This window comes from Crenobacter oryzisoli, assembly GCF_030385785.1.
Taxonomy (GTDB): Bacteria; Pseudomonadota; Gammaproteobacteria; order Burkholderiales; family Chromobacteriaceae; genus Crenobacter_A; species Crenobacter_A oryzisoli.
Genome location: NZ_JAUEDK010000009.1, coordinates 61529 through 78697 on the forward strand (window position 1 = coordinate 61529; position 17169 = coordinate 78697).

The 17169-nt window shown below is 65.3% G+C and carries 17 protein-coding genes and 1 pseudogene; 7 read left to right on the forward strand and 11 right to left on the reverse strand.

Features of this window, described 5'->3' with window-relative positions:
* The first annotated feature begins 15 nt into the window (after window positions 1-15).
* Entirely contained in the window at window positions 16-525 is a 510-nt protein-coding gene (locus tag QU481_RS07260) for an RDD family protein (RefSeq protein ID WP_289829264.1), read from the forward strand.
* A 207-nt stretch (window positions 526-732) separates the two neighbouring features.
* Here QU481_RS07260 and guaD read toward each other — a convergent pair whose 3' ends face one another.
* Window positions 733-2037 (reverse strand): guanine deaminase, encoded by a 1305-nt coding sequence (gene guaD, locus QU481_RS07265; protein ID WP_289829265.1) that lies wholly within the window; start codon window positions 2035-2037, stop codon window positions 733-735.
* 319 nt (window positions 2038-2356) lie between these two features.
* Here guaD and QU481_RS07270 point away from each other — a divergent pair, with 319 nt between their 5' ends.
* The 3 genes from QU481_RS07270 (at window position 2357) to QU481_RS07280 (ending at window position 4900) form a co-directional block, all read left to right on the forward strand.
* Window positions 2357-2857 carry a MarR family winged helix-turn-helix transcriptional regulator gene (locus tag QU481_RS07270; RefSeq protein WP_289829266.1) on the forward strand — a complete coding sequence of 167 codons (501 nt, stop codon included), beginning with the start codon at window positions 2357-2359 and terminating at the stop codon, window positions 2855-2857.
* Window positions 2858-3304: 447 nt separating this feature from the next.
* On the forward strand, window positions 3305-3844 hold the full coding sequence (locus QU481_RS07275; protein WP_289829267.1) for a MarR family winged helix-turn-helix transcriptional regulator: 540 nt from the start codon (window positions 3305-3307) through the stop codon (window positions 3842-3844).
* 81 nt (window positions 3845-3925) lie between these two features.
* Window positions 3926-4900, forward strand: coding sequence for a hypothetical protein (locus QU481_RS07280; RefSeq protein ID WP_289829268.1), 975 nt, complete (start codon window positions 3926-3928; stop codon window positions 4898-4900).
* A gap of 196 nt (window positions 4901-5096) precedes the next feature.
* Here QU481_RS07280 and QU481_RS07285 read toward each other — a convergent pair whose 3' ends face one another.
* Together QU481_RS07285 and QU481_RS07290 are read right to left on the reverse strand one after the other, a co-directional pair.
* Window positions 5097-5714 carry a transglycosylase SLT domain-containing protein gene (locus QU481_RS07285; protein ID WP_289829269.1) on the reverse strand — a complete coding sequence of 206 codons (618 nt, stop codon included), beginning with the start codon at window positions 5712-5714 and terminating at the stop codon, window positions 5097-5099.
* Window positions 5714-7423, reverse strand: a complete 1710-nt coding sequence (locus QU481_RS07290; protein WP_289829270.1) for a proline--tRNA ligase — start codon at window positions 7421-7423, stop codon at window positions 5714-5716. Before QU481_RS07290 ends, QU481_RS07285 begins: the two co-directional genes overlap by 1 nt.
* A 337-nt stretch (window positions 7424-7760) precedes the next feature.
* On the opposite strand from QU481_RS07290, the gene kup reads away from it, so the two are divergent.
* Entirely contained in the window at window positions 7761-9632 is a 1872-nt protein-coding gene (kup, locus tag QU481_RS07295) for a low affinity potassium transporter Kup (protein WP_289829272.1), read from the forward strand.
* A 289-nt stretch (window positions 9633-9921) separates the two neighbouring features.
* On the opposite strand, the gene ampD is transcribed toward kup, so the two are convergent.
* The 3 genes and pseudogenes from ampD to QU481_RS07310 form a co-directional block, all read right to left on the reverse strand.
* Complete coding sequence (ampD, locus tag QU481_RS07300; RefSeq protein ID WP_435382725.1) at window positions 9922-10467, reverse strand: 1,6-anhydro-N-acetylmuramyl-L-alanine amidase AmpD; 546 nt, start codon at window positions 10465-10467, stop codon at window positions 9922-9924.
* A gap of 24 nt (window positions 10468-10491) precedes the next feature.
* Window positions 10492-10917, reverse strand: a pseudogene (locus QU481_RS07305) (GNAT family N-acetyltransferase); the annotation flags it as partial.
* Window positions 10910-11347, reverse strand: a complete 438-nt coding sequence (locus QU481_RS07310; RefSeq protein ID WP_289829273.1) for a group III truncated hemoglobin — start codon at window positions 11345-11347, stop codon at window positions 10910-10912. The gene QU481_RS07310 and the pseudogene QU481_RS07305, both read right to left, overlap by 8 nt.
* 156 nt (window positions 11348-11503) lie before the next feature.
* Here QU481_RS07310 and QU481_RS07315 point away from each other — a divergent pair, with 156 nt between their 5' ends.
* Together QU481_RS07315 and QU481_RS07320 are read left to right on the forward strand one after the other, a co-directional pair.
* Window positions 11504-12028, forward strand: a complete 525-nt coding sequence (locus tag QU481_RS07315) for a hemerythrin domain-containing protein (RefSeq protein ID WP_289829275.1) — start codon at window positions 11504-11506, stop codon at window positions 12026-12028.
* A gap of 108 nt (window positions 12029-12136) precedes the next feature.
* Window positions 12137-13159 (forward strand): sodium:calcium antiporter, encoded by a 1023-nt coding sequence (locus QU481_RS07320; RefSeq protein WP_289829276.1) that lies wholly within the window; start codon window positions 12137-12139, stop codon window positions 13157-13159.
* Here the strand turns inward: QU481_RS07320 and QU481_RS07325 are convergent.
* From QU481_RS07325 to phoR, 5 genes are all read right to left on the reverse strand, one after another.
* Window positions 13156-13479, reverse strand: coding sequence for a DUF190 domain-containing protein (locus QU481_RS07325; protein ID WP_289829278.1), 324 nt, complete (start codon window positions 13477-13479; stop codon window positions 13156-13158). The two genes, QU481_RS07320 and QU481_RS07325, sit on opposite strands and share 4 nt — an antisense overlap.
* Window positions 13480-13489: 10 nt before the next feature.
* Complete coding sequence (locus QU481_RS07330) at window positions 13490-13867, reverse strand: HIT family protein (RefSeq protein WP_289829279.1); 378 nt, start codon at window positions 13865-13867, stop codon at window positions 13490-13492.
* A 35-nt stretch (window positions 13868-13902) separates the two neighbouring features.
* Window positions 13903-14292 (reverse strand): fluoride efflux transporter CrcB, encoded by a 390-nt coding sequence (gene crcB / locus QU481_RS07335; protein ID WP_289829280.1) that lies wholly within the window; start codon window positions 14290-14292, stop codon window positions 13903-13905.
* A 131-nt stretch (window positions 14293-14423) separates the two neighbouring features.
* On the reverse strand, window positions 14424-15482 hold the full coding sequence (tal, locus tag QU481_RS07340) for a transaldolase (protein WP_289829281.1): 1059 nt from the start codon (window positions 15480-15482) through the stop codon (window positions 14424-14426).
* Between the two features lie 388 nt (window positions 15483-15870).
* Window positions 15871-17169 (reverse strand): phosphate regulon sensor histidine kinase PhoR, encoded by a 1299-nt coding sequence (gene phoR / locus QU481_RS07345; protein WP_289829282.1) that lies wholly within the window; start codon window positions 17167-17169, stop codon window positions 15871-15873.

Here is a 17169-nt window from a genome sequence, read left to right on the forward strand (position 1 = left end):
CCCGCGACGAGCCTCATGAGCGAAACCTATCTGTTCCCCGGCTGGTGGCGGCGTCTGGCCAGCCTACTCTACGAACTACTGCTGATCACCGCCGTGCTACTCGGTGCCAGCGCCGCATACACCCCGCTAATCACCTGGCTCGGCCACTCGCCGCTGCTCGACCTGGGCCAGCAGCTATGGCAGGTGCTGCTGCTGTTCGGCTATTTCGGCTATGCCTGGACTCGCTCCGGCCAGACGGTGGCGATGAAGACCTGGCGATTGAAGCTGATCGGAGCGCACGGCGCACCGCTTGACTGGCCCCGCGCCGCGCTGCGCTACCTGATCGCGCTGGCTCTGTTCGCCGGCATGCCGCTGATCGCCTACAAGGGCTTGGCCGTAGAGCTTGGCGCCGGCAAGCATGCGCTGACCGCTGCGCTCTTGTGGTGGATCGTACCGCTCGGCTTCGCCTATTTCGACCCGGAAAAGCAGTTCCTGCACGACCGCCTCGCCGGCACCCGGCTGGTGCGCGTCAAGCCGACACGCTAAGAGCCCCCATGCCGCCGCCATTCGGGCAGCATCGCCTTCGGCGCGATCGGCTACATGCCGATCAGGCTGTTGATCGGATCGCGCCGACTGCCGACGCTGCTCCCTGAGCGCGACCTGCTCCTGTAAGCCGATTCGATCAACGAAAAACGGGCGCGCCTTGGCGTGCCCGTTTCGTCACCCCACAGCTACGGCGGGACTCAGGTTCACTCAGTCGCGGCCGTACACCTTGTTGCCGGCGACGTAGGTGGCGGCGATCGCGCGGTCGTCGCCCATCGTCATCTGGATGAACAGCGCCTCTTCGATGTCTTTGCAGTACTTCATCCGGTAGTCGATGATCGGCGTGCTGTGCAGATCGATCACCGCAAGATCGGCCTCGAAGCCCGGAGCGATGGTGCCGATCTTGTCGGCAAGACCGAGTGCCTCGGCGGTGCCGCGGCTGGCCAGGTAGAACGCATGGCCAGCCGACAGCGCATTGCCGTTCAGTTGGGCGGCCTTGTACGCCTCGTTCAGCGTCTGCAGCATCGAGAAGCTGGTGCCGGCGCCCAGGTCGGTCGCGAGACCCACGCGGATCGGACGGCTCGGGTCCTTGGCCTTCTTGACGTTGAACGCGCCGGAGCCCAGGAAGAAGTTGGACGTCGGGCAGTGCGCGACGGCCGCCTTGGTGTCGGCGAAGATGTCTAGCTCTTCGTCGGTCAGGTGGATGCCGTGGCCGTAGATCGCGCGCTCACGCATCAGGCCGTACTTGTGGTACACGCTGGTGTAGCTGCCGCATTCCGGATACAACGACTTCACCCACTCGACTTCGTTGACGTTCTCGGACACGTGCGACTGGATCAGCGCGGTCGGGAAGTCGCGGGCCAGCTGGCCGACCATCTCGAGCTGTTCCGGGGTCGAGGTCGGCGCGAAGCGCGGGGTGATCACGTATTCGTTACGGCCGTTGCCATGCCATTTCTTGGCGAGCGCGGCCGATTCGTCGTAGGCGCGCTGCGGGGTGTCGAGCAGCGCTTCCGGCGCGAAACGGTCCATGCAGATCTTGCCGGCCTGCACGCGCATATTGTAGCGGCTGGCCACCTCGAAGAACGCGTCGACCGACTGCGGGTAGACGGTACAGTAGACGGTGGCGCTGGTGACGCCGTTCTTCAGCTGTTCGCGCAGGAACACCTCGGCCACCTCGGTGGCGTGCTCCTTCTGGGCGAACTGCTGCTCGGCGATGAAGGTGTAATTGTTGAGCCAGTCGAGCAGCTGCTCGCCGTAGGCGCCGATGATCTGGGTCTGCGGGTAGTGCACGTGGCTGTCGATGAAGCCAGGCACGATGATGCTGTTCTTGTATTCGGTAACCTCTACGCCGGCCGGCAGCGCTGCAATCAGGTCACTCGCCTTGCCCACCGCGGTGATCTTGCCACCGTCCATTACGATCAGCGCGTCGGACTCGTAGACCATACAGTCCTTGAGGTCGCGCTGGAATGGATCGTCCTTGAAGGTCAGCATTGCGCCACGAATCGCAGTCTGCATTTCTTGCTCCTTGTATAATATTGTCATTACTCGCATGGAATTTACTTCCCATCCAGGTTTCCATGCCATTCGGCCCCGATCCAGCTTTCCACTATTCCTTTGATATCACGGCGAATTTCACGTCGAAGTGGTTGAGCCGGGGGTAGAAGTCGTCTCCACCCGAAGCATGCCACGAATTATTGCTTCATATCAAAATTCTTTGTGTTGATTTATACCTATATAAGTTGCTTTCGATTGAATAATTTATCTGTTGCTAAAGTGTTCCAATCTGCTTTAAATAGCGCTTTCCCACCCAAGAACCATAAGCAGTCAGAGAGCCATGTCCAATAAAACAGACCACGTTGACCACATCGTCGCCCGCTGGCGTGAGGTCCGCCCGGATCTGGACCCTTCCAGTACCGAAGTCATCGGACGCATCGTCCGTCTCGAATATTTCATCACTCGTCGCGTCCTCACCGATCTGGCCCGCCATCTGCTGAACGTCGGCGAATTCAACGTGATCGCCGCGCTCCGTCGCGCCGGCGAGCCCTATGAGCTGTCGCCTAACCAGCTGCAGGGCATGGTCTTGATCTCGTCCGGTGGCCTGACCAACCGGATCAACCGCCTCGAAGCGGCCGGCCTGGTCACCCGCCACCCCGACCCGAACGATCGCCGCGGCGTGATCGTGCGCCTGACCGAGCGCGGCCTGGCGGTCGTCGACGACGCCGCCGAGCATCACTTGGCCGCCGAGGACGAGCTACTGTCTCCGCTAAATACCGAAGAGCGCGAGCAGCTGGCCTCGCTGCTGCGCAAGCTGCTGATCAGCCACGACGAGGGCTAAGCGACAACCTCAAAGCCGGGTTTGCCTCGCAGGGCAACCCGGCTTTGTCGTGTTCGGAGGGTGGCAAGGGAAAGAAAGTGAAAACGCGGCCGTGCCGGGGGAAGGCGGGGCGGCCAGCGCCGGCAACGAATGGTCGACGGCAGGATCAAGGCCTTGCGGGGAGCGAGACGACCTGTTGGTCAGGGGTAACCCGCTGCGGTCCAGCCACCGGCCGGCGATCACAAGACTGGTCGACGATGCTTCGCCACCGGCGGCGCCAAGCCGAACATTACGCTGGACTTGGCCATGAAGGGAAAGCGGTCGGCTGGGACGGGCTAGCGTATTGGATAGGGCTGCGGCATCCGTCTCCCGAAAACGCCGCCGACGCTGCACCACACCAAACATCGCTGTGTTGAAGATCCAATCTACAAGCCGCAACGATGCGGCCGACCAAGCAGAAAGTGCAAGATGTTCCTCGACGACAACCCCTCGGCACCGGACGAGGCCACCGACATGGTCGACGAGCCGATCGTCGGCGGACACCACGAGTTGCCCGGCCCCAACGGCAGCGGTACCGAAGTGATCGGCCGGCTGGCGCGGCTGGAGTACTTCTTGAGCCGCCGGCTGCTGGCGCAGCTGGAGGGGTTCGGTCTGTCGGTTGGCGAGTTCGGCGTAATCGCCGCACTGCGCCGCAGCGGCCCGCCGTTCCGGCAGAGCCCTCAGCAGCTGCGCACCCAGGTGCTGATCACCGCCGGCGGGCTGTCCAACCGCATCTCGCGGCTCGAAGCAGCCGCTCTGGTCGTACGTCGCCCCGACCCGGACGATCGGCGCGGGGTGCTCATCGAGCTGACCGAGAAGGGACTGACAGTGGTCGAGGCCGCCGCTGAGCGGCACATTGCCACCGAACACGCGCTGCTCACGCCGCTATCGGCCGCCGAGCGCCGGCAGCTTGCTGCCCTGCTCAGGAAACTGATGCTGTTGCACGAGCCAGCGGTGGCTGGGCGCTGAGCGCCTGGGTATACCCTCTTTACGCTGGCATTGACTCTGGTCTAAAACACCCATTAAGCAATGACCAAAGTCGGCCCCGCAATGAGATATGGACACATCCGTCGCGCCGCTGTTGCGACCATGCTAATGGGCCTCGCCACCGGCACCCACGCCGACGAATTTACACTCTCGGCCGGGGCGATGGACAGCAAGGAGCCGGAAGGTCATTCCTATGCGTGGATGCTGTCCTACCAGACACCGCTGACCGAGCACATCGCCGCCAGCGTCACCTGGAGCAACGAGGGCCATGTGCCAGGCCACCACCGCGACGGCCACAGCGCTCAACTATGGTGGCGCTCGTCCCCGCTGTGGGACAGGCTGGTGCTGTCGGCCGGCGTCGGCCCCTACCACTACTTCGACACAACCATGGCGGCCAACGGCGTCGGCTACAGCGACGACCACGGCGTGGCGGTGCTGTACAGCGCCGCCGCTACCTACTACCCCGACAGCAAGTGGCTGTACCAGTTGCGCCTGAACCGGGTACAGGGCGGTGGCGGCATCACCACCAACTCGATCCAGCTAGGTCTCGGCTATCAGCTGACGCCGGATGGCCTTGACAGCGGCTCCTGGCAGAGCGGTAAGAGCAACAACGAGGTCACGTTGCTGGCCGGCCAGACCATCGTCAACAGCTTCAAGTCGGAAACCGGCGTCGCCAAGAGCCTGGAGTACCGCTACTCGTTGAGCCCGGTGGTGAAATTGTCCGGCGCGTGGATCAACGAGGGTGACACCCGCCTGACTCGTCGCAATGGCGGGGCGCTGCAGGCGTGGCTGGAGCCGGAATTCTTCGACAAGAAGCTCACTCTCGGCGTCGGCGGCGGTATCTATGCTGCATTCGACCGCTATCAGACCGATCAGGTCAGCGGCAGCAGCGGCCGCGAGATCTCCGGCATCGTCACGCTGACCGCCAGCTACGGGATCACCGACCATCTGCGTGCCCGCATCCACTGGCACCGCATCGTCACCGACTACAGCCGCGACAGCGACATCATCCTCCTCGGCCTCGGCTACCAGTTCTGATCGCACCAAGCAAAACACCCCGCCTAAGCGGTAATGCCGTTCACTTAAGCCGTTCAGTCCGGATTTTAGCTTCGAAGAACGCTTGGAAGTAACAAAAAAGCACCGTTTTTCCGCCTTGGTGGGCGGTGCTTTTTCCTTAAGTGAACGGCATTACCGCCTGAGCGGGGTGTTTTTTCAGGATGGCCGGCCAAATTACCTAGTTCTGCGCCAGCGTGGCCATCGGTGGCGCCCACTGCCAGCTACTGCGCAGTGTGCCGAGCACCGCGTCCGGGTACTGCGGCTGGCCGAGGCTGCCGTTGTAGCGTCCGAGCGCGCGACTGAGGTTGCCGCGCTCTATGTCGAGGTAGTGGCGCAGGATGGCGCAGCCGTAGCGCAGATTGGTCGTCAGATCGAACAGGTCGTGGTCGGGCGAACCGATGCTGCGCTGCCAGAACGGCATTACCTGCATCAGCCCGCGCGCGCCGACCGACGAGATCGCATACTTGCGGAAATTGCTCTCCACCTGGATCAGCGCCAGCACCAGTTGCGGGTCGAGCCCGGCGCGGCTGGCCTCGTACTGCACCGCGACGAGCAGGCGCTCGCGCACCCAGGGGTCGGGCACGCGCTTCTCGAGCCGCCGCGACATCTCGGACAGCCACGCTATGCCGTCCTGCGGCCGGGCGAACACCAGCCGCGGTGCGTTGACGTCGCTGACCGAGCGGTGCATCGCCGACGCCACCGTCGCCGACAGCGCCTCCTCACGCTGCGCGCCGGCCCAGACGGCCGGCAGGCTCAGCGCGCAGAGGATGGCCGCCAGCGCCGGCGTCAGCCGCATTACTTGGCCAGGCGCTGCAACAGTTCGGCGGCGATCGCATCGACCGCAATGGCGGTAGCGGCGCTGTCGCGGCGGTGCTGGTACTCGACCTTGCCGTCCTTCAGGCCGCGGTCGCCGATGGTGACGCGGTGCGGCACGCCGATCAGCTCCCAGTCGGCGAACATCGCGCCGGGGCGCTCGCCGCGGTCGTCGAGGATCACGTCGACGCCGGCGGCGGCCAGCTCACCGTACAGCTGGTCGGCGGCAGCCTTCACGCCCTCGTTGCGGTCGTAGCCGACCGGGCACAGCACCACGGCGAACGGCGCGATGCTGTCCGGCCAGATGATGCCGCGCTCGTCGTTGTTCTGCTCGATCGCCGCGCCGAGGATACGGGTCACGCCGATGCCGTAGCAGCCCATCTCGAAGAAGCGCGGCTTGCCGTCCTCGTCGAGGAAGGTGGCGTCCATCGCTTCGGAGTACTTGGTGCCGAGGTAGAACACGTGGCCGACCTCGATGCCGCGCTGGATCGCCAGCACGCCCTTGCCGTCCGGCGACGCGTCACCGACCACCACGTTGCGGATGTCGACCACTTCCGGCTCGGCGCAGTCGCGGCCGAAGTTGGCGCCGGTGTAGTGCTGGTCGTCCTCGTTGGCTCCGATCACGAAGTCGGCCATCGCGGCGACGGTGCGGTCGGCGATCATGCGGCCCTTGAAGCCGACCGGGCCGAGCGAGCCCGGTTGTGCGCCGAAGGCGGCGCGGATCAGCGTCGGGGAGGCGAAGGTCAGCGGCTTCTTGATGCCGGCGAGCTTCTCGGCCTTGACCTCGTTGAGCTCGTGGTCGCCGCGCACCAGCATCAGCACCGCGTCGCCCTCTTCGCCTTCGACCACTATCGCCTTGACGGTTTGCTTGATGTCGACCTTGAGGAAGTCGACCAGCTCGGCGATGGTCTTGACGTTCGGGGTGTGCACCTTGGCAAGCTGGGCGACCGCCGCCGGGCGGGCTTCGGCCGGAGCCACCGCTTCGGCCAACTCGATGTTGGCGGCGTAGTCGGAGGCCGGGCAGTAGACGATGGCGTCCTCGCCGGTGTCGGCGATCACTTGGAATTCGTGCGAGCGGTCGCCGCCGATCGCGCCGGTGTCGGCCGCCACCGCGCGGTAGGTCAGGCCAAGGCGGTCGAAGATCTTGCAGTAGGCCGCGTACATATTGTCGTAGCTCTTGCCGGCCGCTTCGGCGTCACGGTCGAAGGAGTAGGCGTCCTTCATCGTGAATTCGCGGCCACGCATCACGCCGAAGCGCGGACGGCGCTCGTCGCGGAACTTGGTTTGGATCTGGTAGAAGTTCTTCGGCAGCGCGCGATAGCTCTTCAGCTCGCTGCGGGCGATGTCGGTGACGACCTCTTCCGAGGTCGGCTGGATCACGAAGTCGCGCTCGTGACGGTCCTTGAAGCGCAACAGCTCGTCGCCCATCTTGTCCCAGCGGCCAGTTTCCTGCCACAGGCCGGCCGGTTGCACCACCGGCATGGTCAGCTCGATCGCGCCGGCGCGGTTCATCTCTTCGCGGACGATGTTCTCGACCTTGCGCAGCGACTTCAGGCCCATCGGCATCCAGGTGTAGACGCCGGCGGCGACCTTGCGGATAAAGCCGGCGCGCAGCATCAGTTTCTGGCTGATGATGTCGGCGTCGGCGGGAGCTTCTTTCAGGGTGGAGATGAAAAACTGCGAGGCACGCATGTTCGGACGGCTTTCTCTGGATTGATAGCGGTAAATGCATCGATTGTAGCGTCAAGCCGCGCCGAACGAAAACGCCACGCCACGCCGCTGATCGGCCGAAAAAATGTCATTAAAATATCAATGACATGTTGCTGGCGTACGGCAGACCGGGCAATGCTGTCAAGCCGCGCCACGCCTATGTCGTATTCCACCGACACCCGGTGCAGCGCGAAACGAGGGCAAAGGTTGGCCGCGGTGTCCGACCGCGTTAAGCTTCGCGCTCCGAGGCCCTTGCGCGCTGCAGCATGCCCGCTGCCCCCTGGGCCGTGAAACCCAACAAGCAACCGAATCGATTTTCATGAGCCATTCTGCATCCGGCAAGTCCGCCATGGCGGGCATCACGCTGGCCGCCCTCGGCGTGGTGTACGGCGATATCGGCACCAGCCCGCTCTATACGTTGAAGACCTGCTTCTCGGCTGAGCATCTGCCGATCTCCGAGGTCAACATCCTCGGCATCCTGTCGCTGATCTTCTGGTCCATCATGCTGGTGGTCACGCTCAAGTACGTCACCTTCATCCTGAGGGCCGACAACAAGGGCGAAGGCGGCATCATGGTGCTGATGGGACTGGCTCGCCGCCTGGTGGAAGGGCGTGCCAGCTGGCGCATCGTGCTGTTCGGCCTGTTCGGCGCCGCGCTGTTCTACGGCGACGCGATCATCACCCCCGCGATGTCGGTGCTGTCCGCCGCCGAGGGCCTGGAAGTGATCAGCCCCACCCTCACGCCGTACGTGCTGCCGATGTCGGTGGTGGTGCTGGCCGGCCTGTTCCTGATCCAGCGCCACGGCACCGACACGGTCGGCAAGCTGTTCGGCCCGGTGATGCTGGTCTGGTTCTTCATGCTCGGCGTGCTCGGCGCGATCAACATCGCCAAGGCCCCGCTGGTGATCGCCGCGATCAACCCGATGAACGCGCTGGCCTTCCTGATCCACCACGGCTGGGGTTCGTTCCTGGTGCTCGGCGCGGTGGTGCTGGCGCTGACCGGAGCCGAGGCGTTGTACGCCGACATGGGCCACTTCGGCCGCCGCCCCATCCATATCGCCTGGTTCAGCGTGGTGCTGCCGGGCCTGGTGCTGAACTACTTCGGCCAAGGCGCGCTGCTGCTGCACGACCCGAAGACCATTGAGAACCCGTTCTTCTACATGGCACCGCAATGGGCGGTGCTACCGCTGATCATCCTGGCCACGCTGGCGACCGTGATCGCCTCGCAGGCGGTGATCTCCGGCGCCTACTCGCTGACCCGCTCGGCGATCCAGCTGGGCTACTGCCCGCGGATGAAGATCACCCACACCTCGGAGCGTGAAATCGGCCAGATCTACCTGCCGTTCGTGAACTGGGCGCTGTTGGTGGCCGTGATGGTGGTGGTGCTGACCTTCCGCTCGTCGGACAATCTGGCCGCGGCGTACGGCATCGCGGTGACTGGTACGATGGCGATCACTTCGATCCTGTTTTACGTGGTGGCGCGCCACCAGTGGAACTGGTCGCTGCCGGTGGCCGGCGGGCTCACCGGCCTGTTCCTCGCCTTCGACCTGACGTTCTTTTCGGCCAACCTGCTCAAGGTCACCCACGGCGGCTGGCTGCCGCTGGCAATCGGCCTGGTGATCTTCACCCTGCTGAGTACGTGGAAACGCGGTCGCGAGCTGCTGTTCGATCGTATCCAGGAGCATGCGCTGCCGATCGACAGCTTCGTCGAAAACATCGAGGCATACCCCCCGACCCGGGTGGAAGGCACCGCGGTGTTCCTGACCGGTACCACGCACGGCGTGCCACACGCGCTGCTGCACAACCTCAAGCACAATAAGGTGCTGCACGAGCGTGTGGTGTTCCTGACCGTGCGCACCGAGGACCTGTCCTACGTCGACGACGCCGAACGGGTTCAGGTCGAACAGATGTCGCCAAGCTTCTGGCGGGTGATTGCCCGCTACGGCTTCATGGAGACGCCGGACCAGCAGGACATCCTCAAGCACTGCGAGCAGGCCGGCTTGAAGCTCGAACTGATGGAGACCTCGTTCTTCTTGTCGCGCGAGACGCTGATCACGACCGACCATCCGGGCATGGCGCGCTGGCGCGAGAAAATATTCGTGTGGATGAGCAAGAACGCGCTGCGCGCGACCGACTTCTTCCAGATCCCGACCAACCGCGCGGTGGAGCTGGGTACGCAGGTCGAACTGTAAACGCCGCCACCAAGCGATCAGGGCCGTCCCGAGGGGCGGCCCTTGTTTTGGCCCAATTCGGTCGTCATTGGCCGAACGGTTGTGTCCCAAACCGGTTCGGCCTCTGTCACGAGCGGCCCTCAGCAGGGTGAGGAGCAGCGCAGAAGCCGGAATGGACTCGGTGTCCATGAGGATTTCTGATCGCTGAGTGAATCTGTGCGTGCGTATCTGCGATACGCCCTGCGATAGATTCGCACGCCAAGCGCATGAGCCCCGATCAGGGCCGCGCAGCAAGAGGATGAATAGATTGTCAGCCCGGCAGGCCGGTCGCCGCCCTGACCCGCGCCCAGTCGAAGAACGCGCCAGGATCGGTCTTGCGCCCCGGGGCGATGTCCTGGTGGCCGACCAGCGCGGTCAGCGGCAGGGAATCGGACAGCGCCGCGGTCAGCCCGATCAGGCTGCGGTACTGCGCCTCGCTGAACGGCTCGAAATCGCAGCCCTCCAGCTCGACGCCGACCGAGAAGTCGTTGCAGCGTTCGCGCCCGTCGTAGTGCGACACGCCGGCATGCCAGGCACGATCGAACACCGACACGAACTGCATGAGCTCGCCGTCGCGGCGGATCAGGAAGTGCGACGACACCCTCAGCTGCGCGATGGACGCGAAGAACGGGCTGGCGCTCGGATCGATCCGGTTGGTGAACAGCCGCTCGATCGCATCGCCGCCGTATTCGAAAGGCGGTAGGCTGATGTTGTGCACCACGAGCAGCGTGGGTGGCTCGCCGCCGGGGCGGGCGTCGCAGTTGGGCGAGACACACTGGGTCACGCCGACCAGCCTCCCGTCGCCGCCGAGTGCCAATCGATGGTCAAAACGCACCAGCTCCAGCCCGTCCGGGGTCGACCAGCGACGCTGCTCGACGAAGCCCATGTGCCGATAGAGCGAGCAGGCGGCCAGGTTCGCCGTTGCGGTGTCGATGCTGAGCGCCGGCTCACGCGCCAAGAGGTGCGCGAGCAGCCGCCGCCCCCAGCCGCGTCGCTGCTGCGCCGGGTCGACCGCCACCCGGTCGATATGCCCTCCGCCGTCGGCGCGCCGGCTGATGACGGCGAGGCCCACCAGCGTCGTGCCGTCGAACGCGCCGAGCACCTGCTGCGCGTCACCGCCGACATCGCCTGCCGCCTGCCACAGCCGCGGCAGTGCCGGATAGTTCAACCAGCCGATCTCCTGTCGGGTGGCGGCCTCCTCCAGTGCGAACGCGGCGATCAGCTCAGCGGGGCGAACAGGGTCGAGCGGCCGAATCGTTTCAGTCATCGGCCGACTCCGCCGCGTGCGCGGCGAGTGCGTCGGCACGGCGCGCTGCACGCTGCTCGGCGGTGAACTGCGCGAGATACAACAGCGACTGGCCAATCCGCTCGGCGCGCTCCAGCCAGCCCAGCAACAGCTCGTCGGCCAGCGGCTCTTCGGCCAATGTTGCACGAAACAGGCCGAGCCAGTCGGCCAGCAGCGCAGGCGTGACACCGACGTCCATATGGGCGCGTCCGACCGCCAGCTCCTCGTCGCGGTAGCGCGCGCCGCCGAGCGTGGTCCACCAGAAGTGGGTCAGCTTCGCCTCGTGCTCAGTCCAGTCGGTGACGCGGGCGAACGGCTCGGCCAGCGTCGGATGCGCGCGCACCCTCCGGTAAAAGCGCGCTACCACCGCGGCGACCCGCTCGCGGCCGATCTCATCTGCGATCGGTGTCATCGTTTCTCCACAACAGCTATCACATAATGTAGGGAGGGATTGTAACGCGGCCCGATCCCGCAGGCCCGTCGGCGTTCGCTTGAACGCGGAGAGGGTCTTCTTCCGCCACAAGCGGCAGACTTGCGCCTTGGGTTTTCTTGCTTCAGGAGTTCCATCATGATCAATCTCGACACACTGGGTAGGGAGCCGGGGCCGTCGTTCGATGAACCGCTGGCGATGTTGCTGGCCTGCCACGACAAGATCCGCCGCTTCTGCGATCAGCTCGAGGCCCTGCCCGGCCACATCGCGTCGCGCGGCGTTGACGAAGCGGTGCAAGGCTCGATCGACGGCGTGATGCGCTATTTCGACCAGGCCGGTCCGCAGCACCACAGCGACGAGGAAGAGGAGCTGTTCCCCATCCTGCTCGAGCGGGTGCCGGAGGCGGCGCCACGGCTCGAGCGACTGGCCAGCGAGCACGGCTACCTGCAGTCATGCTGGAACGAAATCCGCGACGACCTGCTGGCGCTGAAGAAGGGCGAGCTCGAAGCGGTCAATCCGACCGAGATCGGCGAGTTCGTGCGGATGTACCGCGAACACGCCGAGATCGAGGAACAATGGCTGATTCCAACCGCGGAACGCACGCTCAGTGCCGACGAGCAGCGCGCCGCCGGGGAACGGATGGCGGCGCGGCGGCAGCGCTAGCCCCTGCAGGCCAGAACATGCCAACGGGGCGGCAGATCATGTCGCCCTATTCGTTTGTCCGTCATGGCGGAGTACACTGCCGCCTTTCGCGTTTTCCATTCGGCCACTATGTTGCTCACCCTCGGTGAACTCCTTCTGATGCTGGTGGTGATCCTGATCGCCGCCGAAGTCTTCACCAACGCGCTCGAACACCTCGGACAGAAGCTGCGCATCTCCGAAGGCGTGACGGGCTCGCTGTTCGCCGCAGTCGGCACCGCGATGCCCGAGACCCTGGTCCCGATACTCGCGATCATGGGCGGCACTGCCAACGGCGAGGTCAACCAGGAGATCGGCGTCGGCGCCATCCTCGGCGCACCGCTGATGCTGTCGACGCTGTCGGTCTGCCTGATGGGCTTGTCAGTGTGGCGCCAGCGCGGCCCGCGCGGCCTGATCAGCCCCGAGCCGGGCGGCCTGAAACGCGACCTGCTGTTCTTCCTCGGCGGCTATACCTTCGCCGCCCTGGCGATGTTCTTCCCGCAGAGCGGCCCGTTCGAATTCCTGCGCGCCGTCACCAGTGTGGTGCTGGTGATGCTGTATTTCGTCTACGTCATGGTGACGCTGCGCGCGTCGAGCGACCTGGTCGACCAGGGCTACGGCACCGAGGCGGACAAGCCGATGTTCCTGGAAAAGCTCGGTCTGCCGGTCGGCTGGACGACCATCCTCGCACAACTGGCACTCGGCGTCGCCCTGCTGGTCGGCGGCGCAAAAGGCTTCATCGCCGGCGTCCAATCGGCGTCGGACATCCTGCATGTCTCGCCGCTGCTGTTGTCGCTGATGATCATCCCGATCGCCACCGAGCTGCCGGAGAAGGTTAACTCTATCCTGTGGGTGCGCAAGGGCAAGGACACGCTGGCGTTCGGCAACATCACCGGCGCGATGGTGTTCCAGGGCACGCTACTGCCGGCGATCGGCATCGCGCTGACGCCGTGGATGCCGCGCACCGAGGTGCTGGCGGGGCTGACGATCACGCTCGCCGCCGCCGTCTGGCTGTACGTGGCGACGCGGCGTCACGGCGGCATCCGCGTCTGGCAGCTGGGCGTGAACGGCCTGATGTACCTGCTCTATCTGTACATCGGCCTGTCGGCGCATTAAGACTCCCCGCTCACCCCCGCCTCGACCGTGAAGCGCACATAGAACAGCGCCAGCTGCTCGCGGGCCAGGCTCGCGAGCAGCGCATCGGCCTGCTCATCACTGACGACGAACTCGAGCTTCACCGGTAGATCGCCCTGTAGCTCGATGAAGCGCGCCTCGTGCAGCACGCCGTGCCGACCATAGCCGGCCAGCGCCCGAAACGCCGAGCCGCCGGGAATGCCGAGCCGCTTCGCCTCCTCGAGCAGCCACTCGTAAGCAAGCCGGCCATGGTGGCGGCGGTTCTCCGCCACGAAGAAGCGCAGATAGGTCGCGTTGCCCATCGCGTCGCCCTCAGTACGACTGCCGGGTCGGGATCACCCCGCGCACCCCGCCACGCGGCGCGGCGACGTCGCCGGTATAGCGCGGGATCAGGTGCAGGTGCACATGCGGGATCGACTGTCCGGCCGCCGCCCCGATGTTGATGCCGACGTTGTAGCCGTCCGGCCGGTATTCGCGCTCGAGCAACGCGTACGCCTCGTCGAGCAGGCTCAATAGCGCCAGCTTCTCGGCATCGCTGGTCTCGAAATAGCTGGCGACGTGGCGGTTCGGAATGATCAGTAGATGACCCGGCGTCACCGGGTGGCGGTCGTAGCGCGCGTGCGCGAGGTCGTTGGACAGCACCGCACCGTCCGGGTGACAGAACGGGCAGGACAGGGAGGGATCGCTCATCGTCAGGACCCTTCATCAACGTGTCACAGGCAGTCTTAGCCGCCGATCAGTTTGCGCACGGTCACCATCCCGAGCGCGGTCATGCTCAGCGAGCCGCCCAGATGCAGCGCCGCGGCGCCGAGCGCCCACAGGTACTGCTGGCGCCCCAGCAGGCCGACCACCTCGGCCGAGAAGGTCGAGAAGGTGGTCAGTCCTCCCAGAAAGCCGGTGATCAGCAACAGCCGCAGCTCCGGCGGCAGCGCGCTGTTGTGCTCGAAGAACGCCACCGCCACGCCGACCAGGTAACCGCCGAGCAGATTGGCAGCCAGGGTGCCGAGCGGCACGGTCGGGAACACCGGGTTGAACAGCAGGCTCAGCCCCCAGCGCAGCCAGGCACCCAACGTGGCGCCGACCGCGATGGCGGCGAGGGAAAGAGTGGGCCCCATGGCCGGTCCTTTGTTATCCAGATGAGACCTTCTCGCTGCGACTATAGGCAGCACTCCCGGACACCACAAGCCGGGCGGAGATGCAAAACGGGACGGCCGTGGCCGTCCCGTCGGGTGATGCAGGCAATCGCTTACGCGGTCAGTTCGAGCAGCGAGGCAAACGCATCGTCGAACAGCTTCAGACCATCGTGCTGCAGCTGCTCACCGACCTCCACCAGATCGATGCCGGCGTCGGCCACCTCGAGCAGGCGCTCCTGCGCGGCCAGCAGGTCCTGGCCGAGCGTGGCGGCGGCGGCGCCGTGGTCGCGGAACGCGGCGAGCGTCGCGTCCGGCACGGTGTTGACCGTCTCGTCTCCGATCAGGCTCTCGACGTAGAGCACGTCCGAATAGGCCTTGTTCTTGGTGCCGGTCGACGCCCACAACAGGTATTGCGGGCGGGCGCCAACCGCGTTCAGCGCGGCGAACTCGGCGCCGTGGAAGCGCTGCTGGTAGCGCGCGTAGGCGGTCTTGGCCAGCGCGATCGCCGCCTTGCCCTGCAGGCCATCCGGCAGCTGCGGATCGAGCAGGCTGTCGACGCGCGACAGGAAGAAGCTGGCCACCGCCTTGATGCCGGCGATGTTGTGGCCGGCGGCGTGGCGCGCGGTCAGGCCGGCGATGTACGCGTCCCACACCGCGTCGACCTGCTTGAGCGAGAACAGCAGCGTGATGTTGACGTTGATGCCTTCGCTGGTCAGCTGGCGGAACGCCTCAATGCCGGCGGCGGTCGCCGGGATCTTCACCATCAGATTGGGACGGGCCACCGCCTGCCACAGCCGGCGCGCCGCGTCCAAGGTGCCCGCGGCGTCGTGAGCGAGCTGCGGCGACACTTCCAGGCTGACGTAGCCGTCGTTCAGGTCGCTGGCCTGGTACACTGGGGCCAGCAGGTCGCAGGCGGCCTGCACGTCGGGAATCACCAGCGCCTCGTAGCGCGCCTCGGCCGACAGGGGTTGCTGCTTCAGGCTGGCCAGGTCGTCCTGGTAGCGGACATCGCCGCTGATCGCCTTGTAGAAGATCGCCGGGTTGGAGGTGACGCCGGCAATGCCGTCTTCATGGACCAGGCGGGCGAGCTCGCCGCTCTCGATCAGTTCGCGCGACAGATTGTCGAGCCACACACGTTGGCCGAACGGCCGGATGGCTTGCAGACGGTTCATGGCGTGTTTCCAGATTCGGTTGGTGGACATGTCAAAGCACTATCCTAGCGCCGGCGCCGCGCCGCGCCAAGGAGCGCAGAGGTCCAAATGGCAAAGACCCGGCCTGAGCCGGGTCTGAGAGCCTGTTCAAAGTCTTTTTGCGGCTGCGGCCGGCTCCTGCCGGATGCAGCGCTAGGAGAGAGTTCCGCCGCAGTGTCATTCACTGCCAGGAGCGAACGACAACGCGATGCGCCGGCAGGAGCCGGCCCCGGAGGGCTGACCCGGCAAACGGTCAGCTGCGTTGTTGGTCGGCTTGACCTTAGAACGACTAAGGCCTGCGCCGCCCGCCTAGCATCTGGCCGTTTGCCGGGCCAGCGCAGTCCGTAAAAAGACTCTGAACAGGCTCTGATCAACGCTCGGAGAGCTGCTCGCCGGCGAAGCTGACGCTGAAGCAGCTGCCCTTGTCCGGTTCGCTGCTGATCTCAAGCCGGGCATGGTGGCGCGCGATCACATGCTTGACGATGGCAAGGCCCAGGCCGGTGCCGCCGTTGTTGCGCGAGCGACCGCGATCGACCCGGTAGAAGCGCTCGGTCAAGCGCGGGATGTGCTCGCGCGGGATGCCGATGCCGGTGTCTCGCACCGAGAACACCGAGCGCTCGCCGTCGTCGCGCCATTGCAGCGTGACGGTCCCCCCTTCCGGCGTATAGCGCACCGCGTTGGACACCAGATTGCCGAACGCCGAGTGCAGCTCCTTCTCGCTGCCCCACAGGCCGTGGCGGCTGTTCTTCTCGAGCACGATGGTATGGCGGCCCTGAGACAGCCCCTCGGCCTCGACCACCAAGGTGTCGAGCAGCGCGTCGATGTCGACCGGGTCCAGCGGCACGTTCTTCGGGCTGTTCTCCAACCGCGACAGCGTCAACAAGTCCTCGACCAGGCTCTGCATGCGCCGGGTCTGCTCGAGCATCATCGGCATGAACTGCTTGAGCATCGCCGGGTCCGGCTCGGGCATGTCGGCGAAGGTCTCGAGGAAGCCGCCGACCACGGTCAGCGGAGTACGCAGCTCGTGCGAGACGTTAGCGACGAAATCGCGGTGCACCGTCTGCACCCGCTCCAGTTGGGTGATGTCGCGCGACAGCAGCAGCTTGCGAGTCGAATCGAACGGCACCAACTGGATCGACAGCACCTTCTCGTTCGGCGCGCCGGTGCGCAGGATCAGCGGCTGGCTGTGGCTGTCCTCGGCCATATAGGCGTGGAAGCTCGGCTGACGCACCAGGTTCAACAGCTGATTGCCCACGTCTGTCTTGCGATCGAGGCCAAGGTGTTCCTCGGCGCTCGGGTTGATCCACTCGATCCGCTCGTGCTCGTCGAGCACCACCACGCCATCCGGCATCGCCTCGCCGGCGTTGATGAAACGCTCGAGCACATTGGTGAGCTTCTGCTTGCTCTGGCGCTGGGTGCGCGCCTGACGGTACAAGGCGGTGAACACCACCCGCCACGCGCCGAAGCCGTCCGGTACCCGCTCGGGCGAGGGATGACGCAGCCAGCGCAGCAGCAGCGCGACGTGAAACAGATGAAAGCTCAGCCAGGCGCCGAGCAGCACCACCACCACGATCAGCGCGTCCTGCGGACTGTCCAAGCGCCAGAGCGCCAGGCTCAACAGGGCGATGGCAGCCAACCAAACCAGCGTGCGTTGCAGGAAATCGCGCAA

Bases quoted from the DNA above. Each gene is read 5' to 3' on its own strand.
- QU481_RS07260 (WP_289829264.1), top strand. From the start codon at position 16: ATGAGCGAAACCTATCTGTTCCCCGGCTGGTGGCGGCGTCTGGCCAGC.
- guaD (WP_289829265.1), bottom strand. From the start codon at position 2,037: ATGCAGACTGCGATTCGTGGCGCAATGCTGACCTTCAAGGACGATCCA.
- QU481_RS07270 (WP_289829266.1), top strand. From the start codon at position 2,357: ATGTCCAATAAAACAGACCACGTTGACCACATCGTCGCCCGCTGGCGT.
- QU481_RS07275 (WP_289829267.1), top strand. From the start codon at position 3,305: ATGTTCCTCGACGACAACCCCTCGGCACCGGACGAGGCCACCGACATG.
- QU481_RS07280 (WP_289829268.1), top strand. From the start codon at position 3,926: ATGAGATATGGACACATCCGTCGCGCCGCTGTTGCGACCATGCTAATG.
- QU481_RS07285 (WP_289829269.1), bottom strand. From the start codon at position 5,714: ATGCGGCTGACGCCGGCGCTGGCGGCCATCCTCTGCGCGCTGAGCCTG.
- QU481_RS07290 (WP_289829270.1), bottom strand. From the start codon at position 7,423: ATGCGTGCCTCGCAGTTTTTCATCTCCACCCTGAAAGAAGCTCCCGCC.
- kup (WP_289829272.1), top strand. From the start codon at position 7,761: ATGAGCCATTCTGCATCCGGCAAGTCCGCCATGGCGGGCATCACGCTG.
- QU481_RS07310 (WP_289829273.1), bottom strand. From the start codon at position 11,347: ATGACACCGATCGCAGATGAGATCGGCCGCGAGCGGGTCGCCGCGGTG.
- QU481_RS07315 (WP_289829275.1), top strand. From the start codon at position 11,504: ATGATCAATCTCGACACACTGGGTAGGGAGCCGGGGCCGTCGTTCGAT.
- QU481_RS07320 (WP_289829276.1), top strand. From the start codon at position 12,137: ATGTTGCTCACCCTCGGTGAACTCCTTCTGATGCTGGTGGTGATCCTG.
- QU481_RS07325 (WP_289829278.1), bottom strand. From the start codon at position 13,479: ATGGGCAACGCGACCTATCTGCGCTTCTTCGTGGCGGAGAACCGCCGC.
- QU481_RS07330 (WP_289829279.1), bottom strand. From the start codon at position 13,867: ATGAGCGATCCCTCCCTGTCCTGCCCGTTCTGTCACCCGGACGGTGCG.
- crcB (WP_289829280.1), bottom strand. From the start codon at position 14,292: ATGGGGCCCACTCTTTCCCTCGCCGCCATCGCGGTCGGCGCCACGTTG.
- tal (WP_289829281.1), bottom strand. From the start codon at position 15,482: ATGAACCGTCTGCAAGCCATCCGGCCGTTCGGCCAACGTGTGTGGCTC.